Here is a 16663-nt window from a genome sequence, read left to right as displayed (position 1 = left end):
CCGCATGGCGCGCACCTCGAGGAACGACTGGCTCGACCAGGGGCTCGACGCGCTCCGCGACGGCGGCGAGGGCGCGCTGACGATCGACGGGCTCTGCGCGAGGCTCGGGCGAACGAAGGGCTCGTTCTATCACCACTTCGAGGACATCGCGGCGTTCCTCGCGGCGCTCCTCGCTCGCTGGGAGGAGCGGCAGACGTCGGCGCCGATCCACCACGCCGAGGCGGGCGGGAGCCCTGAGCAGAAACGGCAGCGGCTCTCCGCGGTCGTGCGCTCGCTCGACGGCCGCCTCGAGCTCGCCGTGCGGGCGTGGGCGCTCCGAGACGAGCGCGCCGCGGCCGTGCTCCGGCGGGTCGACGCGCGCCGCGTCGAGTACCTCGCGTCCCTGTACGCCTCCGAGGGGCGCGCGCGCGGCGCCGCCTTGCTGCTCGCGCGGCTGGAGTACGCGGCCTTCGTCGGCGCGCAGATGCTCTTCTCCGACCTCTCGGTCGAGGGCGCGCGCTCGCTCGGGCTCGCGCTCGATCGCGCGCTCGAGCTTTTGGCCAAGGACGAGCGTGTCGCGCGTCCGCCGGGCGCGACACGGAGGCGGCGAGCGACCTGAGGCCTGGCGGCGCGGGCGCGCCTATCGCTGCGACCGCTCGAACGCGTCCACCGCGTCGAGCTGAGGCCGGAGCAGGGCGCGCGCCTCGTCGGAGAGCGGCGCCTCGCCGATCTCGTCGCGCAGGGCGCGGGCGCGCGCCTGTTCGCCCAGGGCGACAGCGAGCTCTAGCCGGGCGGCGAGGGCGCGGGCGCGCTCGAGCGGGTCGTCCGGCTCCTTCCGGGCGAGCGCCACGTCGAGGACCTTGGCGGCCGCGGCGTCGTCGTTCTTGAAGTCGCGCAGCCGCGCCGCCGCGCGCAGGGCCTTGCCCAGCCTCGAGTCGGAGCGCGACCCGGCGGCCCCCTCGTCGTCGTCCGGCGCGTCCCGCCGGATGAAGATCACCGAGTTGCCCGCGACGTCGACCACCGTGAAGCGGCTCTGCCCCTTCTTCATGCGCGAGATCCTGGGCAGGCCGGAGATCGGCAGCTTGCCGTACGCCCGCCGCAGCCCCTCCGCGAACGTCTCGTGGAGCCGCTCGACCTCGGGGACGATCACCAGGCACGTGCTGTACGCCTGCCTGGGATCCAGCCCCTTGAGGCCCATGAAGTGCAGGTGGACCTCCCCGCGGCGCGTCGCCGCATACACGTTCGGCGCTGTCTGCTGGTGGGTGACCTCGAAGCCCAGGGCGCCGTAGAACGCCAGGGTCTCGGGCAGCGACACGCACGGGAGCACGGGAATCGTCATCGCTCCGCTCATGGGATCACGCCTTTCGAGCGGGTCGCGCAGGCGACGCCGCGTCCTCTTCGAGCACACGTCGGGCCTGTCGCAGCGCATCGAGGGTCGCGTGCAGGCTCGACAGATCGAGCCGCTTGCCGATCCGATCTGCCCACGCGGCGTGGCGCGCCTCTACCTGCCGCAGGGCCTCGCGCCCTGCCGCCGTCATCGCGATGAGCTTGGCCGTGCGGTGGTGAGGGTTCTCCACATACTCGACGAACCCCTCGCGCTCGAGGGCGTCGGCTATCTGCTGCACGCCCTGGCGGGTCAGCCCCATCGTCCGAGCGACGTTCGAGACCGGCGCCGGGCCGTGGTCCACGACGCCGAGCACCTGCCAGCGCGCGCTCGTGAGCCCCGCCGGCCTGGCCAGGGCGTCCCCGGCCTCGAGCGCCAGACCATTCAAGCGGAACACCTCGATCACCAGCTCGCTGAGCGCGGTCGCCTCCGCGGTGAGCCTCGTCATTGGCAATAACATGTCATATTGACAGCTACTTGTCAAAATAAGCGCTGTGCCGACGTCCTCGGCCTGGCTTGCATCTCAAGGAGCTCGGGCGCGGTAGGGAGGCCCGGCGGGATGTCCAAGGCGCGGATCCCATGCCAGGTTTGAAGTCTGGGATCTCAGAATTGAAAGGTGTCGGGGGTGTCCTTAAGGGTAACCCCAGGAACAGAGAAGGGGATAGCCTTGGCCCGTGTCCTGCTAAGTACGGACGTCAGAGCGCCCGTGACGGCTTCCCCCCCCGCCGTCGAATGGGCGCTCTGTTTTTTGTCTCGCCGGATCGGGCGAGGGGACGCGAGGGGACGCGCCGCCCATCGATGTGGCTGACGGGTGCCCTGCGAGCGCGGGGATGCGCGTCCAGGGCGCGTCGGTGGCCGAGCGTGGATTGGACTCCCTGGCTTCCGCCGAGCCGATGGATTTGCTAACTCCGGGGCGCCACGGGGGAGGTTCTCCCGGCTGCCCGGCGGCGCATTGACGACATCCGCGTGAGATCCCCAGGCGCACTCTTCTCTCTCGCGCTCGCGGCCGCCGCCACCTTGCATGCGGGCGAGGCGCGCCCTCAGCCTGCAGGCCGCCCGGCCGGTGAGCCGGCAGGAACCGAGGCGGCGCAGGCGCCCGGCGCGGCCCCGGCCGAGCCGCCGGCTCCCGTGGTCACCGACGGACAGGCCGTCGCGCCCGCCGGGATCGAGGTCACCGTCGAGGGCAACCGGGCTCCGCCAGGCTCCGTCTCGCTCACGCGGCGCGACGTCCGCGAGCTGCCCGGCGCGCTCGGCGACCCCTACCGTGCCATCGAGATCCAGCCCGGCGTGACCTCCATCGCGAGCGGCATGCCGTACTACTACATCCGCGGCGCGCCGCCGGGGAACATCGGCTACTTCTTCAACGGCATCCAGGTCCCGCTCCTCTTTCACGTGGGCGCCGGCCCCAGCGTCATCCCGGCCGCGATGGTCCAGCGCGTCGAGATGCACCTCGGCCCCTATCCCTCGGACATCGGGCGGCTCGCGGGCGCGGCGATCGAGGCCGAGAGCGCGCCGCCGTCCGACGTCTGGCGCGGGGAGGGGAGCCTCCGGTTCGTCGACCTCGGCGGCGTCGTGGAGGGGCCGATGGACAGCGACACCCACGTCCTCGTGGGAGGGCGCTACGCCGCCGGCGCGGCGCTCACCTCGGCGCTCGTCCCGAGCGTCGATGTGGGCTACGCCGACTACCAGGGCCGGATGACGCATCGGCTCGGGCCGGAGGAGCGCTTCACCGTCTTCGCCTTCGGCGCGTACGACTACCTCGCCAGCATCGGCGAGGAGGACGGCGCCGAGGCGACCGACGTCCTCCTCGACAGCGACTTCCACCGCCTGGACATGCGCTACGACCGCGACGACGCCGCCTCGGGCGCGCGCGTCAGGTCGGCGCTCACCCTCGGGCTCGACCGGTCGCGCGGGGTCGGCGTGGAGAGCGCCGAGGCCTGGAAGCTCAACGCGAGGATGAGCCTCGCCCGGCCCATCCTCGCGGGGCGCGCGCTCGTGCGGGTGGGCGTCGACGCCGCGGTCGACCGCTACGTGGTGACGCCGCGCCCCAGCGCGTCGGACGGCGAGCCCGGAGGCGGCGCGTCCACCGAGGAGGACACGCCCGCCGAGGGGACGGCCCAGCTCGACGAGAGCTTCCCCGAGCTCTTCCGCAGCCGGCTCGACCTCGCGCTGGGCGCGTGGGCCGACGCGCTGCTCGTGCTCGACGAGCGGTCGACGCTCACGCCCGGCGTGCGCGTGGACCACTACACCTCGCTCGGCAAGAGCGCGCTCGCCGTCGACCCGAGGATCGTCGGCCGCTTCGGCGTCGGCGACCACGTGCGGCTCATCCCGGCGTTCGGCCTCGCCTCGCAGCTGCCCGGCCTCGCCCCGCTGCCGGCGCTGCAGATCGGCGGCATCCCGGGGGGGCTGCAGCGCAGCCTGCAGTCGAGCTTCGGCGTCGAGGTCGACGCGGGCCCGGTCAACTTCAGCGCCACGGTGTTTCGACAGGCGACCTTCGGCCTGAGCGATCCGATCGGGACGGGCCGCGGCACGACCCTCAGCACGGAGCGCTTCCTCACGCGGAGCCTCGGCGACACGTACGGTCTCGAGCTCGGGGCGCGCGGGGCGCTCCGCCGCGACATGTTCTTCCTGGCGTCGTACACGCTGTCGCGCTCCACGCGCACGCGGGGCAGGTCGACGATCCCCTCCGCCTACGACCGGACGCACGTGGCGCACGTCGCGCTGCTCTACGACCTCGGCGCGGGCTGGCGCGGCGGGATCCGCCACGTCTTCTACACCGGCTTTCCCGCCGACGAGGCCGCCCCGGGCCGCCCCCCGCGCGAGCACCCGGACCGCATCGCGCCGTTCTACCGGCTCGACATGCGCCTGTCGAAGCGCTGGGCGCTGGGCGCGCGGAGGTACCTCGGGCTCGTGCTCGACGTGCAGAACGCGACGCTGGCGAAGGAGGTGTTCGACGTGAGCTGCGATGACAGCGGGTGCACGCCGCGGAAGATCGGGCCTATCACGATGCCGGGGCTCGCGATCGAGGGCGGTTTCTGAGGGGAATCTGAGGGGAACGCGGTCAGCGACGCCGCGGCAGACTGGCTGATCCGGCGGCTGCGGGAGCTACCGGTGAAGCACCTCGAAGAGCTGCTTCAGCATGAGGTACGTCAGCCCCCAGACGACCCGCTCGTCCACGAGCAGGCACGGGAGCTGGAGGACGTTTCCCTCGTGCGTGTACGCATAACGCGAGGTGCGCTCGCCGCGCGCGAGCGGCCCGAGCGGCGTCCAGAGCGCCTCGGCCACCTCGTCGCTCAGGGTGAGCTCCGGCGTGGAGCGCAGCGCGAAGACGAACGGGGCGACGATCATCCCGGCGCGCCGCCCGCGCGCGACCGCGGGGACCTCGGGCAGGCGCGCGAGCAGGGTCCCGTGCGCCCCGAGGTCGATCCCCACCTCCTCACGCGTCTCGCGGATCGCGGTGGCGAGCAGGCTCTCGTCCGCCGGCTCGCGCCGCCCGCCCGGGAGCGCCATGTGCCCCGACCAGGGATCGGCCGGGTGATCGGCCCGGCGGATCAGGAGGAGCTCGGCCTCCCCGGGCTCCCGGCCCCCCGCAAGAGGACCGAGCGCCGTGCCCAGAGGCCCCGCCGGCGCCCGCAAGATCGCGGCGACCGCGGCCTGGCGCTCCTGCGTGAGCAGGTCGAGCGCGGCCTCGCGCGCGTCGAGGCGGGCCATGATGGCGGCGAGGTCGTAGGAGGAGAGCACCGTGGTCAGGATAGCATAATATCTATCGCTATTTAGCGCGCGGCGGCGGCGCTCGGGGATCGCGCTCGCGGCGGGCCCGGATGCGAGGCGCGCAGGCCGCTCGCCGGGCCTCGGCCATGGCGTGACGCGCCGCGGCCCTCCGTGCGAGCACCGTCAGGGAGCCGCCGTGGCGAAGGTGTCCCACGCGTCGCAGAGCTCTCCCTTCAGGCCGGCCTGCGGCGCGATGTCGCGATCGAGGGTGAGGCTCTCGTCCCCCTCCGCTTCATACCTCGGCCACGCGACGGCGCCCTCGCCGTTGGGGTCCCCGCTCGCCGCGTGGCGCGACCAGTACCCCATGATTTGCTGCGACATCTCGAGCTCACCGTCGGTCAGCGGTTCCGGCAACACCAGCGTCGGATTGCCGAACACGAACTTGATCTCGGCAAAATGGAAGGAGCCGAGATCGCCGAGCAGCGAGCTCTCGGGCGCATAGGTGAAATGATAGAGATACGTCGCTGCGCCGCCGCCCGCGATCGCGCGCGCCGCCCGCCGCGTCGGGCACACGAACATCGAATCACCCAGCGCCGCGATCGCCGCCGCCTGCGCCGAGCCGTAGGTCTCGCTCGGGTAGAGCGCCACCACCTCCTCGCCGTGGCCTGGGGCGAGCGTCTCGGCGAACGCCTCGAACGCGGCGTCGTCGGCGACCGCCGCGGACTCCCCCCAGAGCGTGACGAAGAGCGTGCCCTCATCCGCGTTGCTGCCGAGGATCGTCGGCACCTTCTCGAAACTCCCGGCCTCGAGGAGCTTGCCCGGCGTGTCGGGGAGGTTCCATCCGTCGACGACCGGGAACCAGGTCGGGCCGGCGCCCTCGAGGAAGGCCGCGCCCCGCGGCAGCGCGCTCATGATGTCCTGGGCCGACTTGCCGCGAAGGCACTCGAGGACGGAAGGCGCGTCGGTGCAGCCCAGCGCCTCGACGAACTCTTGCCCCTGCGCGCTGGCCGTCGCCTCGTCCGCGGCGGAGTCGCACGGTCCGCTCTCGATGATGGCGGTATGGAACAGGCCTTTGCTCCTGGGCGACACCAGGTGCATGCAGACGCTGATGCCGCCCGCGGACTCGCCGAACAGGGTGACCCTGCCAGGATCCCCGCCGAACGCGGCGATGTTGGCCTTGACCCATTCGAGCGCGGCGCGCTGGTCCTCCAGGCCGTACGCGCCCGTCGAGGGGTGATCGGGATCCTCCGACTTGAGCTCCGGGAGGGCGAGGAACCCGAGCGGGCCAAGGCGGTAGTTGAAGGTGACCACCACCGATCCGGTCGCCTCGGAGAGCGCCCGGCCGTCGTAATCGGCCTCCCCGCCGCTGCCGAGCTCGAAGCCGCCGCCATGAATCCAGACGAGGACGGGTACGGACGAGGACGCCGGGCGCTCGGGCGTCCAGACGTTCAGGGTGAGGCAGTCCTCTCCCGAGCTCTCATTGAAGCCCGGGGTGAGCAGGTTCAGCTGCGAGCAGGGGATGCCCACCTCGACGGCAGCCCGCGGCTCGGTCCACGGCTCGTGCGGCGCGGGCGATCTCCAGCGCAGCTCCCCGACCGGCGGCGCGGCGTACGGGATGCCCAGGAAGGTGCGCGTCGCGCCGACGAGCGCGCCCTCCACCGGACCCGCCTCCGTCTCGACGAGCGGCGCAGTCGCCTCGGCGCCGCCGGAGCCACCGGCGCCGCCCGAGCCACCGGCGCCGCCCGAGCCACCGGCGCCGCCCGAGCCACCGGCGTCGCCCGCGCCGCCGGAGCCCTCCAGAGCCGGCTCGCTCGAGCTGCAGGCGGCAGCGAGCAAGCCAAGAAGAATGGTGTGCGACAATGAAGGTCGAATGGGCATGATCGTCTCCGTCAAGAGCAAATCGTGAATGCAGGACCGTGGGAAGAGGAGAGCGCGGCGCCGAGGACGTGGGTGGCGATGAAGGCCGCCAGTCGGCGGAGCGACGTTCTGTGCACGCCGAATTCAACCATGAAGGGCGAGCGGTGGTGCTGGAATTTGACGTCGTTGTCTGAGAAGCTCCCACGGTGACGGCTTCGTGCCGTGGGGCAGGGCAACCTTGACATGGCAAAGGGCACGAACTCCTTCTGTGCCCATGGCAACTCATCGAAAAGACGGGATCGCGGGCGGCGCTGGGCGTCGAGGGGCTTCGGCACATGGGTACCAGGGCCGCGCGGCCCGCATCGGGAGATCAGGCTGGTCCGGGCTGCTGGCGTGCATGGTCATGGCCGGCGCCCTGGCCGGGAGCGCGTGCAGCTCGGATCCGGACCCCGGGGGGACCGGGGGGACCGGCGGCACGGCCGCGTCCAGCGGGAGCGCGGGCGGCGAGGGCGCAACCACGGCGACCGGCGCGGGGGGAGAGGGGGGTGGAGGCGACATCACGCCAGTCATGCCCGATATCCACCCGGAGGTGTTCGGCACGTTCGACACGTCCGAGCTGACGGTGTTCGCGTTCAGCCAGGTGGAGGTGAACGAGGCGGATCCGCAGGTGCTGGAGCTCGCCCCGGACATGGTGCCGAGAGCGTGGCAGCGCTGGCGCGACACCGGAATCCAGGCCGACGACTATGACGCCGAGTACCTGGCGAGCTGCCGCGAGCGCGGCATCCGCTTCGTCGCGGGCAGCACCGCATCCATCGTCTTCGAGGACGAGGTCGACAGCGAGGAGCAGTTTCTGGAGCAGACCACGCGCAACGCCGCGGGCGAGCTCGTCGCCCACGACCAGATCGTGCCAGGCGCGCACCGGTCGAGCATGGCGTCCCCGAGCTACCGCGCGCGGCTCGTCGAGATCGGCAAGCTCCAGATCGACCTCGGCGTAGACGGGCTGAACTTCGACGAGATCAACGGAGGCTACGGGGGCGCGGAGTACGACGGCAACGAGGGATTCGACGACCACCATGTCGCGGACTTCGGCAACTACCTCTGCCGCAGGCACGGCGGCCGTCCGGACGGCTGGCAGCAGGGGTTCGATCTCCTCCCCGAGGACGGGCTCGATTGCGGTGGGGCACCCGAGACCGCCGGGAGAGGCTTCGATTTCCGCGGTTACCTCCAGCGCGTGAACGCCACGGCGAAGCCCTTCGACAGCGGGAACGAGCTGCTCGTCGAGGAGTGGGGCCGGACCGTGGGAAACCGTCCAGACCCGCAGCTCGGGACCTTCGTCGAGGTCTATCCGGCGCTCGTCTACTGGCAGGAGGTGGTGCTCGAGCTCCGCCGCTACGCGCGCGAGCAGCACGGCCGCGAGATCTTCATCTCGTCGAACGGCATCGTGCCGTTCGTCGACATGCAGAGCGTGGGCCTGTACGACTGGAACATCGACGGCGACGGCCCGCGCGGCATGAACTGGGTGCCTGTCGTGGAGGGACACCTCGACGGGACCGTGTCGTTCCAGACAGCCCTGCGGGGGCTCAAGGCGCGCTCGAAGCGCGTTCAAGAGCTCGTCGGCGGCAAGGAAGTCCCGCTGATGCTGTTCCTGGACTGGCCGAACGACATGATGAACCGCTACTACGGGCTCCCGCTGGAGGAGCGGAAGGACTATTTCCGCGTCTTCGCCGCGGAGGTCTACGCGAACGGCCTGTACTTCGCCCTGCCGCTGCACACGACAACGGACGAGAGCACGGCGACCGCGCTCGAGATGATGGAGTTCTTCGCGCGCTTCCGCGACTTCTACAAGTCCCACGAGGACCTGGTCCATGGAGCGACCGACGTCCCAGGGCCCGTGACCCTCTCCTTCGAGGAGTGCGCGTCCGCCGAGCAGCCCGAGGCGTGCGCGGGCGAGAAGAAGATGAGCCACAACCTCGTGCGCCTCGCGGACGGCCGCACGGTGCTCCACGTGATCAACCACGAGTACAGCGCAGGTGTGGTGGAGCAGGCGGGAGTGACGGCGAGCTTCCCCGTGGACGCGAGCCCGACGCAGGTCACTGTCGCGTCGATCGACTTCGAGGAAGATCGCGTGGTGCCCTTCTCGTACGAGGACGGCGTGGTCACGGCCGTGGTCGGGGCGCTGCCGGCCTCCGTCGCGATCGTCGCCGAGTGAGCGCCGCGCGGCGCGCCGCCGTCAGCTCGTCTGACGGCGGCGCGTGGCGACGCGCGCGACGAGGCGCTTCACTTCGGCTGCGTCCGGGGGGCTTGGTCACCTCGACAGCATGTCAGCCGGGATCCCAACCCCGTTGTCCGCGACCCGCACGATCACCGCGACCTCATCCCGCTCGTCGTGCTGTTCAACCTTTGCCCAGGGGCGAGTCAGAGCCTCTCGAGAGGATCACGTTTCCGCGGACCTTCGTGGTCAGAATCCTGCGGATGTGCCAGGCCATCCACACAGTGCCTGCTGGTCCTCCCGGCTGAGCTGGAGCCCTCTGAACCGGGGCCTCGGCTGCTTTCGTTCTTCGCTCACGCTCACCCAGACGAACGAGCCGGGCGAGACAGAACGTCAAAACCGAGGGGCGGCACTAGTACTACAGCCGCGGTTAGGGAGCCCGGACGCGGGCGAGCGGCCGGGCTCCCTAACCGCGGCTGTAGTACTAGCAGGTTCGCGAGGCTTCGCATCTGCTTGGCTCATCAACTGCGATGAAATACGCCAAGCGCGCGCCGCGTTCGCGGGCCCCATTCAGGCCCGTACGAGCCGGTTCCCTCCGACGTTGGGGGCAGGACCCGACCTCAGGCCGGACCGCGAGCGCGCCTCCGGCCCGAGTGCCTTCTTCGCGACGAGGTCGAATCGCGTGATGCACAGATCGTCTGGCGCGTACGCGGCGAAGCTCGCGTCCACTTCGATCGTGGTGAGCGCTTTCCTCTGCTCGTCCGTCGGCCTTACCGTGCCGCCTTGGACGTCGAGCCCACTCTCCCTCGCGAGCTTCATGAAGTCGCTCGCCCGCAGCCGATTCTGGTAGAGGAACGCGTTGTCCCACTTCTTCCACGTGGCTGGTGAATACCGGAGATAGTTTAGCTGGCTTATAGTGCTGTCGAAATGGCTGTAATGGTCTCCACAGTTCACGTTGTGGATCGCCAACCCACCCGGGCGCAGTACCCTCCAGGTCTCCGTCATGATGTCCCTGATCGCGTCATGGGTGACGTGCTCGAGGACATTGTTGGAAAATACTACGTCCACCGATTCATCGGGCAGCCCTGTCGCCCGCGCGTCCCCCGGCGCATGGTACTCGACGATTCCACCTGTCGCCTCGTTCAGCCCCAACTGCACCAGGCTGGAAGCGATCTCATGACGCTGCCTGACCGAGCGGAGATCGATGCCCGCTGCCGTGGCGATTGTGGGCAGCTCCTTCTCATACATCTGCAGGCAGCGACGGGCCAGATCGACGTCTAGGTGCCGCTTCTGGTCATAGGTGTAGACCCGGGCGACATCGCACAGGTAGAGCCCGAACGGCAGCGCAGGATACCACCCGGTCCCGATCTCCAAAAGGTTTGCGCGATCGAGCCTCACCCCTGCGTGCTGGAGGTGCCCGAGCAGCGAACGGAAGTCGCCGATTCTCTCCTCGCACTCGACCTCGAAGTGACTGAGCCCACCCACCCGTCTCTGCAGCCAGCCGTGAATTTCGTTTCCGAACGGAATGCCCCCGAGCGCCTTCTGGACCGTTGCTTTGATTCTCCAATTCATTCGCTGTTTCCCCCCTCTCGGTACCGATCGATGCCATGGTAGGCGGTGACGTTGCGGGATCGTGGCGTCGAGAAACAACCAACAAGAAGATCCGTAGCCGGATTTACGGCGTGCGTGAGCTCATGTTCGACCGAGGCGCGCGAGCATCTCGCGGTGGTGCTCGATGGTCCGTTTCTGCCATCACACGGTTCAAATAGCGCGCCTCATACGAGCGGCGCGCCGCTCTGCCCATCTCGAGGCGGAGCGGCTCGTCGGTGACGAGCCTCGTGAGCGCGGCAGCGAGCTCCCCGGGCGATTCGCAGGCCACGAGCAGGCCCTCCTTGTCGTCCGTCACGATCTCGGGGATCCTGCCCGGCGCGTAGGTAAAAGAAGCCGGAGCGCTGTGCGAGGACGTGTGGCGCGGCGAACCGATGTGGCAGGACCGCGAACGTCGCAGCGTCTCGTCCGGGACGGTTCGAGGGCGTTCGGGCGCGGCGCCGAGCGCACAGAGCGGCGCATGGAAAGGCCCAAGGCGCACGTCGCCCTGGCAGGCGGTCCTCTTTCCCGCGGCATTGTTGCGGTATGCTATGCGACGTCTCCCAGCGCCTTGTGGCGCAGGACGATGCTCTTCCAGTACGGCGTCCGCCGGATCGGGTGAGCGATCTGGAACGTCGGTAGGCTCGCCGAGCGCGGTGAGGAAGCGGGCGATGCGCCTTGGCTCGGTGATCATCGCGACGAGTTTCATCCTGCGGTTACAGCTCGGATACTCGAGGCGACAGCCGCACCAATCCGTCGTCTTGCAGCGCGATCTGCCCGGGGACCACGAGCGGGTCTGGCCACTGATCGAGTGGCTCGACGAAGAACGTCGGCCGACGAAGTTCGCCCTCACGACGCTGCCCGCCCGGATGTCCCGGCGGGAGATCGTGCGTATCTACAAGGAGCGCTACCGTACCGAAAAGGTCTACGAGGAGTTGACGGGTGAGTTCGGGCTGGATCACTTCGAAGGCCGGCGCTTCCCCGGCTGGCACCACCATGAGACCGTCGCCCTGGGCGGCTATGTGTTCATTGTCGCCGAACGCGCGCAGCATTTTTCCCCCTCGGCCGAACGGACGCGTTGCCCCACGCCGTTCCGGCTCGCGGCCTGAGCGCCATTTTAGCGACTCCTTCGCCACCTATCGCCGCGCCACCGCCGACGTGCTGACCCGCTGGCTGCCCGGGTGCCCCCAGCTGCCACCGCCGACACGCCGAGGTGCCCAGGCTCCAGTCCCTCCGGCTGTGACACCGTGGTGCTGGGTCCGAGACATGTGCTCTTAAGTCACCTTACCGCGAATGCTGATGGTGATGTTGTTGATGCAGGTCCTGTGTCATATGAATGAGCCATCTGCCATGACAGGCGGGCGTGAGAGGACCATCGACCTCGGAGAGATGGAGATTCAAGGCCATGTCTGGGAGGATGGCGTCGACCGGATGATCTCCGGCGACGAGGCAAAGTTGCTTGAGTACCCCGGCAGCTGTTGCTTCGGATCGGCGCCGGCGCCGTACACGCGCCGGGGCTCCGGGTTGTTCCCCGTCCGGCAATCTTGATCAAGGCGTCCTCCACTCCGTAAAAGATGATGAGGCCAAGGCGCTGTCTGATGCTGCCCAGGGCGAACGTGTGTCGCCCACACTTCCTTGCAGCCGAGCCCCCCGCTCGGGCAGCCGCGCGCCTCCTACAGTGCTCGGGCGATCCGAAGGCGGCTCACCTTTGGTGACGGGCCGGATACGATTTTGCAATTGGCCGAAATCGCACTGTATCGCGGGTTTGCGTTCGCGTCGTGTTACGCGCATTCTCGACGAAGATATCGCTCGGCGAGGCGTCGAACTCCAGGTGCGCGGCCTGCTTCAGTCTGGGACGGGTCACCTGTGTTCCGGTGCTGTGGACCATGTCCTTGTTGGAGTATGCGCAGCGCCTGTGCTTCGGTTTCGTTGCTTGTTGTGTGAATCGCCTGTTGGTTCGCGGGTTTGACGTGCGGTGAGGTGGAGTCGAGCTCCTGCCGTCCGCTACACAGATTTTGGCGCGTGGTGGCCCGCATGCCAATTCGCCGGATCGGAGCTCCGTCCATCCCAGAGACGCTCAGGTGATGCCCTGGACGGTGTTCGTCGTCCGGGAGAGAGCGGCGCGACCGGGGGGCCGCCGGGCATTGCCGCTGCTGGGCGAGCAGGCGCGCCGGACGAACGGCGGTCCACCCGGTGGGGGAGCGGGGAGCGGCTCCGGCGGCGCGGGGTCGAGGTGCGCCTCGTACCGAAATTCCCCGGCTTTGACACTGCTCGTGCGGCATTCTCGGGGCGGGGAACCGGAGCTGCTCAGTCGTTTCGCTCGGGACCGGGATGAGGATCTGTGTCGTGGTGCTGTCTTTGCCCGACGCGCTCGTGCCTCCGCCCTGCTGTTCGAGGCTTCATGGCGCGGGTGACCGATTCAGCGGGATGCGCCGGCGGGGAGATGTTCCAGAGCAGGTCGCGTCGTGCCTTGGCGGGAGCTTCCAGGAAACAGCCCCGCGGGAGCGGCACACTCATGAGCCCCAGCCGGGGCGTCGTGGGGGCTCGCTACTGCCCTGCGACGTAGAACACGCCCCGCAGATCCTCGGTCGCGGAGATGGCGCCTGGCTCGCCGCCCGGGGAGCGCCAGGAGGTCACGCGGAACTGATAGTACATGCCCGGATCGAGGGGGCCGCCGTAGTCGACCGAGACGTCTTCACCGCTGCTCGAGCCCGGGATGCTCGGTCCAGCGCACGTCTCGTCGTCCGAGAGGCACCACACGAGGTCGCCATAGGCGTTGTAGACGTGCACGGTATAGAAGTCCTCGCTGGAGTCGTCTCCCCAGCGGAGCGTGGGCGCGGCCGTCACCGGTTCGGGATCCGTCGCGCCCGGGCCGACCACCGGCAGCGCCTCGGTGATCTTGAACGAGGTCGGCAGCGAGACGTCCTCGCCGGGGCTCGGCATCTCCACGGTGACGAGCTGCGTGCCGGCGATGTTCGGATCGGGATCGCGGACGAGGCTGTCGTTCTCGAACGCAGCCAGCACCACGTATTTGCCGGCAGGGACGCCGGAGATGCTGAATTCGCCGCTCACGTCGGGCGGCCCGCTGAGCGGCGTGCGCAGCCCTCGCGGCACCTCCCCTCGGACGAAGGTGTCGTTGAAGGTGGACGCGACGACGAGCACGACGCTGGTGGTCGAGCCGCCAGGAGCGTTGACGATGTTGATCGTGCCGGACAGGGTGCCGAGGGCGGCGTCCGAGCGCGCCAGATCCATGCCCGTGAGCGCCTCGTCGCCGACCTCCGCGGCCTTCGGATCGAGCGCGAGGCCCGCCGCGTAGCCGCTGACGGAGTAGCTGCCTGCCGGCACGTTGAAGATGGTGTAGGCGCCGCCGCGATCGGTCACCGCGCTGAACCCCTTGCCGCCCTCGTCCTCCGCCACGACGAGCACGCCGCCGGACTGCTCGTCCGCGAGCACCGAGCCCGAGATGCTCGGCAGCCCCCGCTGGTCCTCGGGCAGCGGGATCAGCGCGATATCCGTGAGCGCGGTCTCGATGCTCCACCCGTCGTCGCCCGACGTCGCCTCGCTGGAGGCGATCGGCAGGGCGGTGCGGAGCCCACCGGGGAAGGGCTGGTGGTCCTGCGCGCTCGCCCGCAGCGTGAAGATCACGTCCCCGATCGGCGCGCCGTTCTCCGTGCGGGGCACCGGCACCTCGAGCACGTAATTCCCTGCGGCGTCGGTGGTCGTCACGTCCGTGATCGCGGTCGCCTGATCGTCGAGCGCGAGCACGAGCGCGCCCTCGATGCCCTCGGTGCTCTCGGAGTCGAAGACGCTCCCTCTCGCCAGCACGGGCGGATAACACGCATGGCCGCCTGCGACGAGCTCGGCGCAGGTGAGCCCGCCCGCGCACAGCGGGGCCTCCGGATCGCACGCGCCGCCTTCGGCGATGCCACAGATTCCCCCGCCGTCTCGCGTCTTGCCGCAGACCGCGTCGTCGAGGCAGAGATCGGGGCCTGCTGGATCGCACGCGCCGCCGGGCGGAGTCTGGCAGGTTCCGTCCGCGCCGCACGTCGTGCCTTCTGCGCAGAAATCCTTCGCGTCCCCGGCGCAGGGGCCGCCGAGCGGAACTCGGCATGTGCCGTCGTCGCCACAGACGGCATCGCCCAGGCAATAGTCTGTGCCGCCCGCATCGCAGCCGGCGCCGGGCGGCGCATAACAGATGTGGTCCTCGCCGCCCTCGGCGCACACGAGGCCGCTCGGGCAGCCGTCATCCGGAGCACATTCATCGCCGACCTTCTCCGGGGCAGGCCCGCAGCCCAGCGTGACGAGCGGAAGAGCGACGGCGGCGGCCTGCGCAGCCAGACGAGCGTACTCGGCAATTTTCATTGAAGTGTCCTCCCTCTTGTAAGTTGAAATGCGACGCGGTCGCCAGCGCGGCTCAGCGCTCACTCGCCCGGGCAATCTGGATGACATGAGGCAATTGCCACTCTCGCCCTGGGTCAACGAGCTGGCCAGCACATGCCCCCTGCAGTGCCCGGGCGATCCGTGGACGGCTCAGCTTTTATATTGTCCGAGGAAGTGCCACTTTCCGGGCCAACGACCACGCAGGCCGACACGCGCGCTCGAGCGACGCCGGAGGTGTGTCCGGCGGCGCGCCATGCCACACAGCAGCGCTATTGCCCAAGCGGCGGCGCGTGCTCGTCCGTGCGGGTGGCACCGGAGCGCGGCTCGACCGACATCTCGCCGGTGAGCACCGTCAGCGCGACCTTGATGGCGATCGTGAGCACCATGAACCCGACGGCCCAGATGCCCGCCGTGATCTTCCACTCGGCCATCGAGGGCACGTACTCGACGAGCTCGTGCAGGGTGCTCGGCACGAAGCCCGGGATGATGAGGCCCATGCCCTTCTCGATCCAGACGCCGGCGAAGGCGGCGACGCAGGCCGCGTTGAGGTAGGCACGGCTCCCGCGGCTCGCCGGCAGGTGCAGGAGCGCCGCGGAGGTTACGTTCAGCGCGACCGCCGACCAGATCCACGGCACGAGCGCGCTCTTGCCGTGCAGGCCGAAGAACAGGTAGGTCACCGCGGTGCTGTGCGTGCCGCCGGTGTAGAGCGACGTGAAGAGCTCCGAGCCCAGCATGAACAGGTTGAGCAGGACGGTCACGCGGAGCACGGAGGTGAGCGTGCGGATCGGCCCGTCGCCCACGCGAAACCGGGTCAGCCGGGCGACGAGCTGGAGCAGCAGGATCACGAAGGCCGGGCCGGTGATGAAGGCAGAGGCGATGAAGCGGGGGGCGAGCAGCGCCGAGTTCCAGAAGGGGCGGCCGCCGAGGCCCGAGTAGAGGAACGCCGTCACCGTGTGGATCGACACCGCCCAGCCAATGGACAGGAACACGAACGGCAGATACCACTTCCTGTCCGGCTTCCTGCCCAGGTACCTCGTGTAGATGAGGTAGCCCGAGATGTGCAGGTTGATGAACAGGTAGCCGTTCAGGACGATGACGTCCCAGGTCAGCATCGAGATCGGCCAGTTGAACCGCCCGAGCCCAGGCAAGATGTGCCAGAACCTGTCCGGGCGCCCCATGTCGGCCACGATGAACAGGAGGCACACGACGATGGCGGCGATCGCGAGCAGCTCGCCGAGGATCACGACGTCGTGCATCTCGTGGTCGTCGTAGAGATACGCCGGGATCACCATCATCACGGCGCCCGCCGCGAGCCCCACGCCGAAGGTGAAGTTCGCGATGTAAAGGCCCCACGAGACGTGGTCGCTCATGGCGGTGACCCGCATGCCCTCGGCGAGCTGGTGGGCCCAGGCGTTCGCGCCGACGAGGGCGATCGCCGTGAGCAAGGTCATCCAGAGATAGAAGCGCCACGAGCCCTCGAAGCTCTGGCCGATGACCCGGAGCAGGAAGCGCGGGTAGGTGATGGCGTGCGTGTCCTTGCCCATCGTGGCTCCGCT

Annotated in this window: 13 protein-coding genes; 5 read left to right on the top strand and 8 right to left on the bottom strand. The window is 69.5% G+C overall.

The genetic code is table 11. The features are described from left to right. Positions 1 to 4: 4 nt before the first annotated feature. A complete protein-coding gene (locus WMF12_RS24775) occupies positions 5 to 598 on the top strand; it encodes a TetR/AcrR family transcriptional regulator (RefSeq protein ID WP_437849506.1) in 594 nt (197 codons plus the stop codon). Between the two features lie 21 nt (positions 599 to 619). Here the strand turns inward: WMF12_RS24775 and WMF12_RS24770 are convergent, their stop codons facing one another. Beyond that, on the bottom strand, positions 620 to 1318 hold the full coding sequence (locus WMF12_RS24770) for a hypothetical protein (RefSeq protein ID WP_437849504.1): 699 nt from the start codon (positions 1316 to 1318) through the stop codon (positions 620 to 622). 16 nt (positions 1319 to 1334) lie between these two features. Then, positions 1335 to 1811: a MarR family winged helix-turn-helix transcriptional regulator gene (locus WMF12_RS24765; protein ID WP_437849502.1), complete on the bottom strand. Its 477-nt coding sequence runs from the start codon at positions 1809 to 1811 to the stop codon at positions 1335 to 1337. A 518-nt stretch (positions 1812 to 2329) separates the two neighbouring features. Between WMF12_RS24765 and WMF12_RS24760 the strand changes: the two genes are divergently transcribed. Beyond that, positions 2330 to 4402: a TonB-dependent receptor plug domain-containing protein gene (locus WMF12_RS24760; RefSeq protein WP_437849500.1), complete on the top strand. Its 2073-nt coding sequence runs from the start codon at positions 2330 to 2332 to the stop codon at positions 4400 to 4402. Positions 4403 to 4468: 66 nt separating this feature from the next. Here WMF12_RS24760 and WMF12_RS24755 read toward each other — a convergent pair whose 3' ends face one another. Together WMF12_RS24755 and WMF12_RS24750 are read right to left on the bottom strand one after the other, a co-directional pair. Then, the gene (locus WMF12_RS24755) at positions 4469 to 5104 is read right to left on the bottom strand and encodes an NUDIX hydrolase (RefSeq protein WP_437849498.1); all 636 of its coding nucleotides are present in this window, start codon (positions 5102 to 5104) and stop codon (positions 4469 to 4471) included. A gap of 153 nt (positions 5105 to 5257) precedes the next feature. Continuing rightward, complete coding sequence (locus tag WMF12_RS24750; RefSeq protein ID WP_437849496.1) at positions 5258 to 6952, bottom strand: carboxylesterase/lipase family protein; 1695 nt, start codon at positions 6950 to 6952, stop codon at positions 5258 to 5260. Between the two features lie 382 nt (positions 6953 to 7334). Between WMF12_RS24750 and WMF12_RS24745 the strand changes: the two genes are divergently transcribed. After that, the gene (locus WMF12_RS24745) at positions 7335 to 9140 is read left to right on the top strand and encodes a hypothetical protein (RefSeq protein WP_437849494.1); all 1806 of its coding nucleotides are present in this window, start codon (positions 7335 to 7337) and stop codon (positions 9138 to 9140) included. 570 nt (positions 9141 to 9710) lie between these two features. On the opposite strand, the gene WMF12_RS24740 is transcribed toward WMF12_RS24745, so the two are convergent. Both WMF12_RS24740 and WMF12_RS24735 read right to left on the bottom strand, forming a co-directional pair. Beyond that, complete coding sequence (locus WMF12_RS24740; RefSeq protein ID WP_437849492.1) at positions 9711 to 10712, bottom strand: methyltransferase domain-containing protein; 1002 nt, start codon at positions 10710 to 10712, stop codon at positions 9711 to 9713. Positions 10713 to 10815: 103 nt separating this feature from the next. Beyond that, entirely contained in the window at positions 10816 to 11436 is a 621-nt protein-coding gene (locus tag WMF12_RS24735; protein ID WP_437849491.1) for a hypothetical protein, read from the bottom strand. 52 nt (positions 11437 to 11488) lie between these two features. Between WMF12_RS24735 and WMF12_RS24730 the strand changes: the two genes are divergently transcribed. Next, entirely contained in the window at positions 11489 to 11836 is a 348-nt protein-coding gene (locus WMF12_RS24730; RefSeq protein ID WP_437849489.1) for a hypothetical protein, read from the top strand. 184 nt (positions 11837 to 12020) lie between these two features. After that, positions 12021 to 12275 carry a hypothetical protein gene (locus WMF12_RS24725; RefSeq protein ID WP_437849487.1) on the top strand — a complete coding sequence of 85 codons (255 nt, stop codon included), beginning with the start codon at positions 12021 to 12023 and terminating at the stop codon, positions 12273 to 12275. A 999-nt stretch (positions 12276 to 13274) separates the two neighbouring features. Here WMF12_RS24725 and WMF12_RS24720 read toward each other — a convergent pair. Further along, positions 13275 to 15089 (bottom strand): hypothetical protein, encoded by a 1815-nt coding sequence (locus WMF12_RS24720; RefSeq protein WP_437849485.1) that lies wholly within the window; start codon positions 15087 to 15089, stop codon positions 13275 to 13277. Positions 15090 to 15376: 287 nt separating this feature from the next. Next, the gene (gene dsrP, locus WMF12_RS24715) at positions 15377 to 16651 is read right to left on the bottom strand and encodes a sulfate reduction electron transfer complex DsrMKJOP subunit DsrP (RefSeq protein ID WP_437849483.1); all 1275 of its coding nucleotides are present in this window, start codon (positions 16649 to 16651) and stop codon (positions 15377 to 15379) included. Between the last annotated feature and the right edge of the window lie 12 nt (positions 16652 to 16663).

It is taken from the genome of Sorangium sp. So ce363, assembly GCF_051520435.1.
In the GTDB taxonomy this organism is placed as follows: Bacteria; Myxococcota_A; Polyangia; order Polyangiales; family Polyangiaceae; genus Sorangium; species Sorangium cellulosum_B.
Note: the sequence above shows the minus strand (reverse complement) of the source record. Positions and strands in the feature narration are given on the sequence as shown.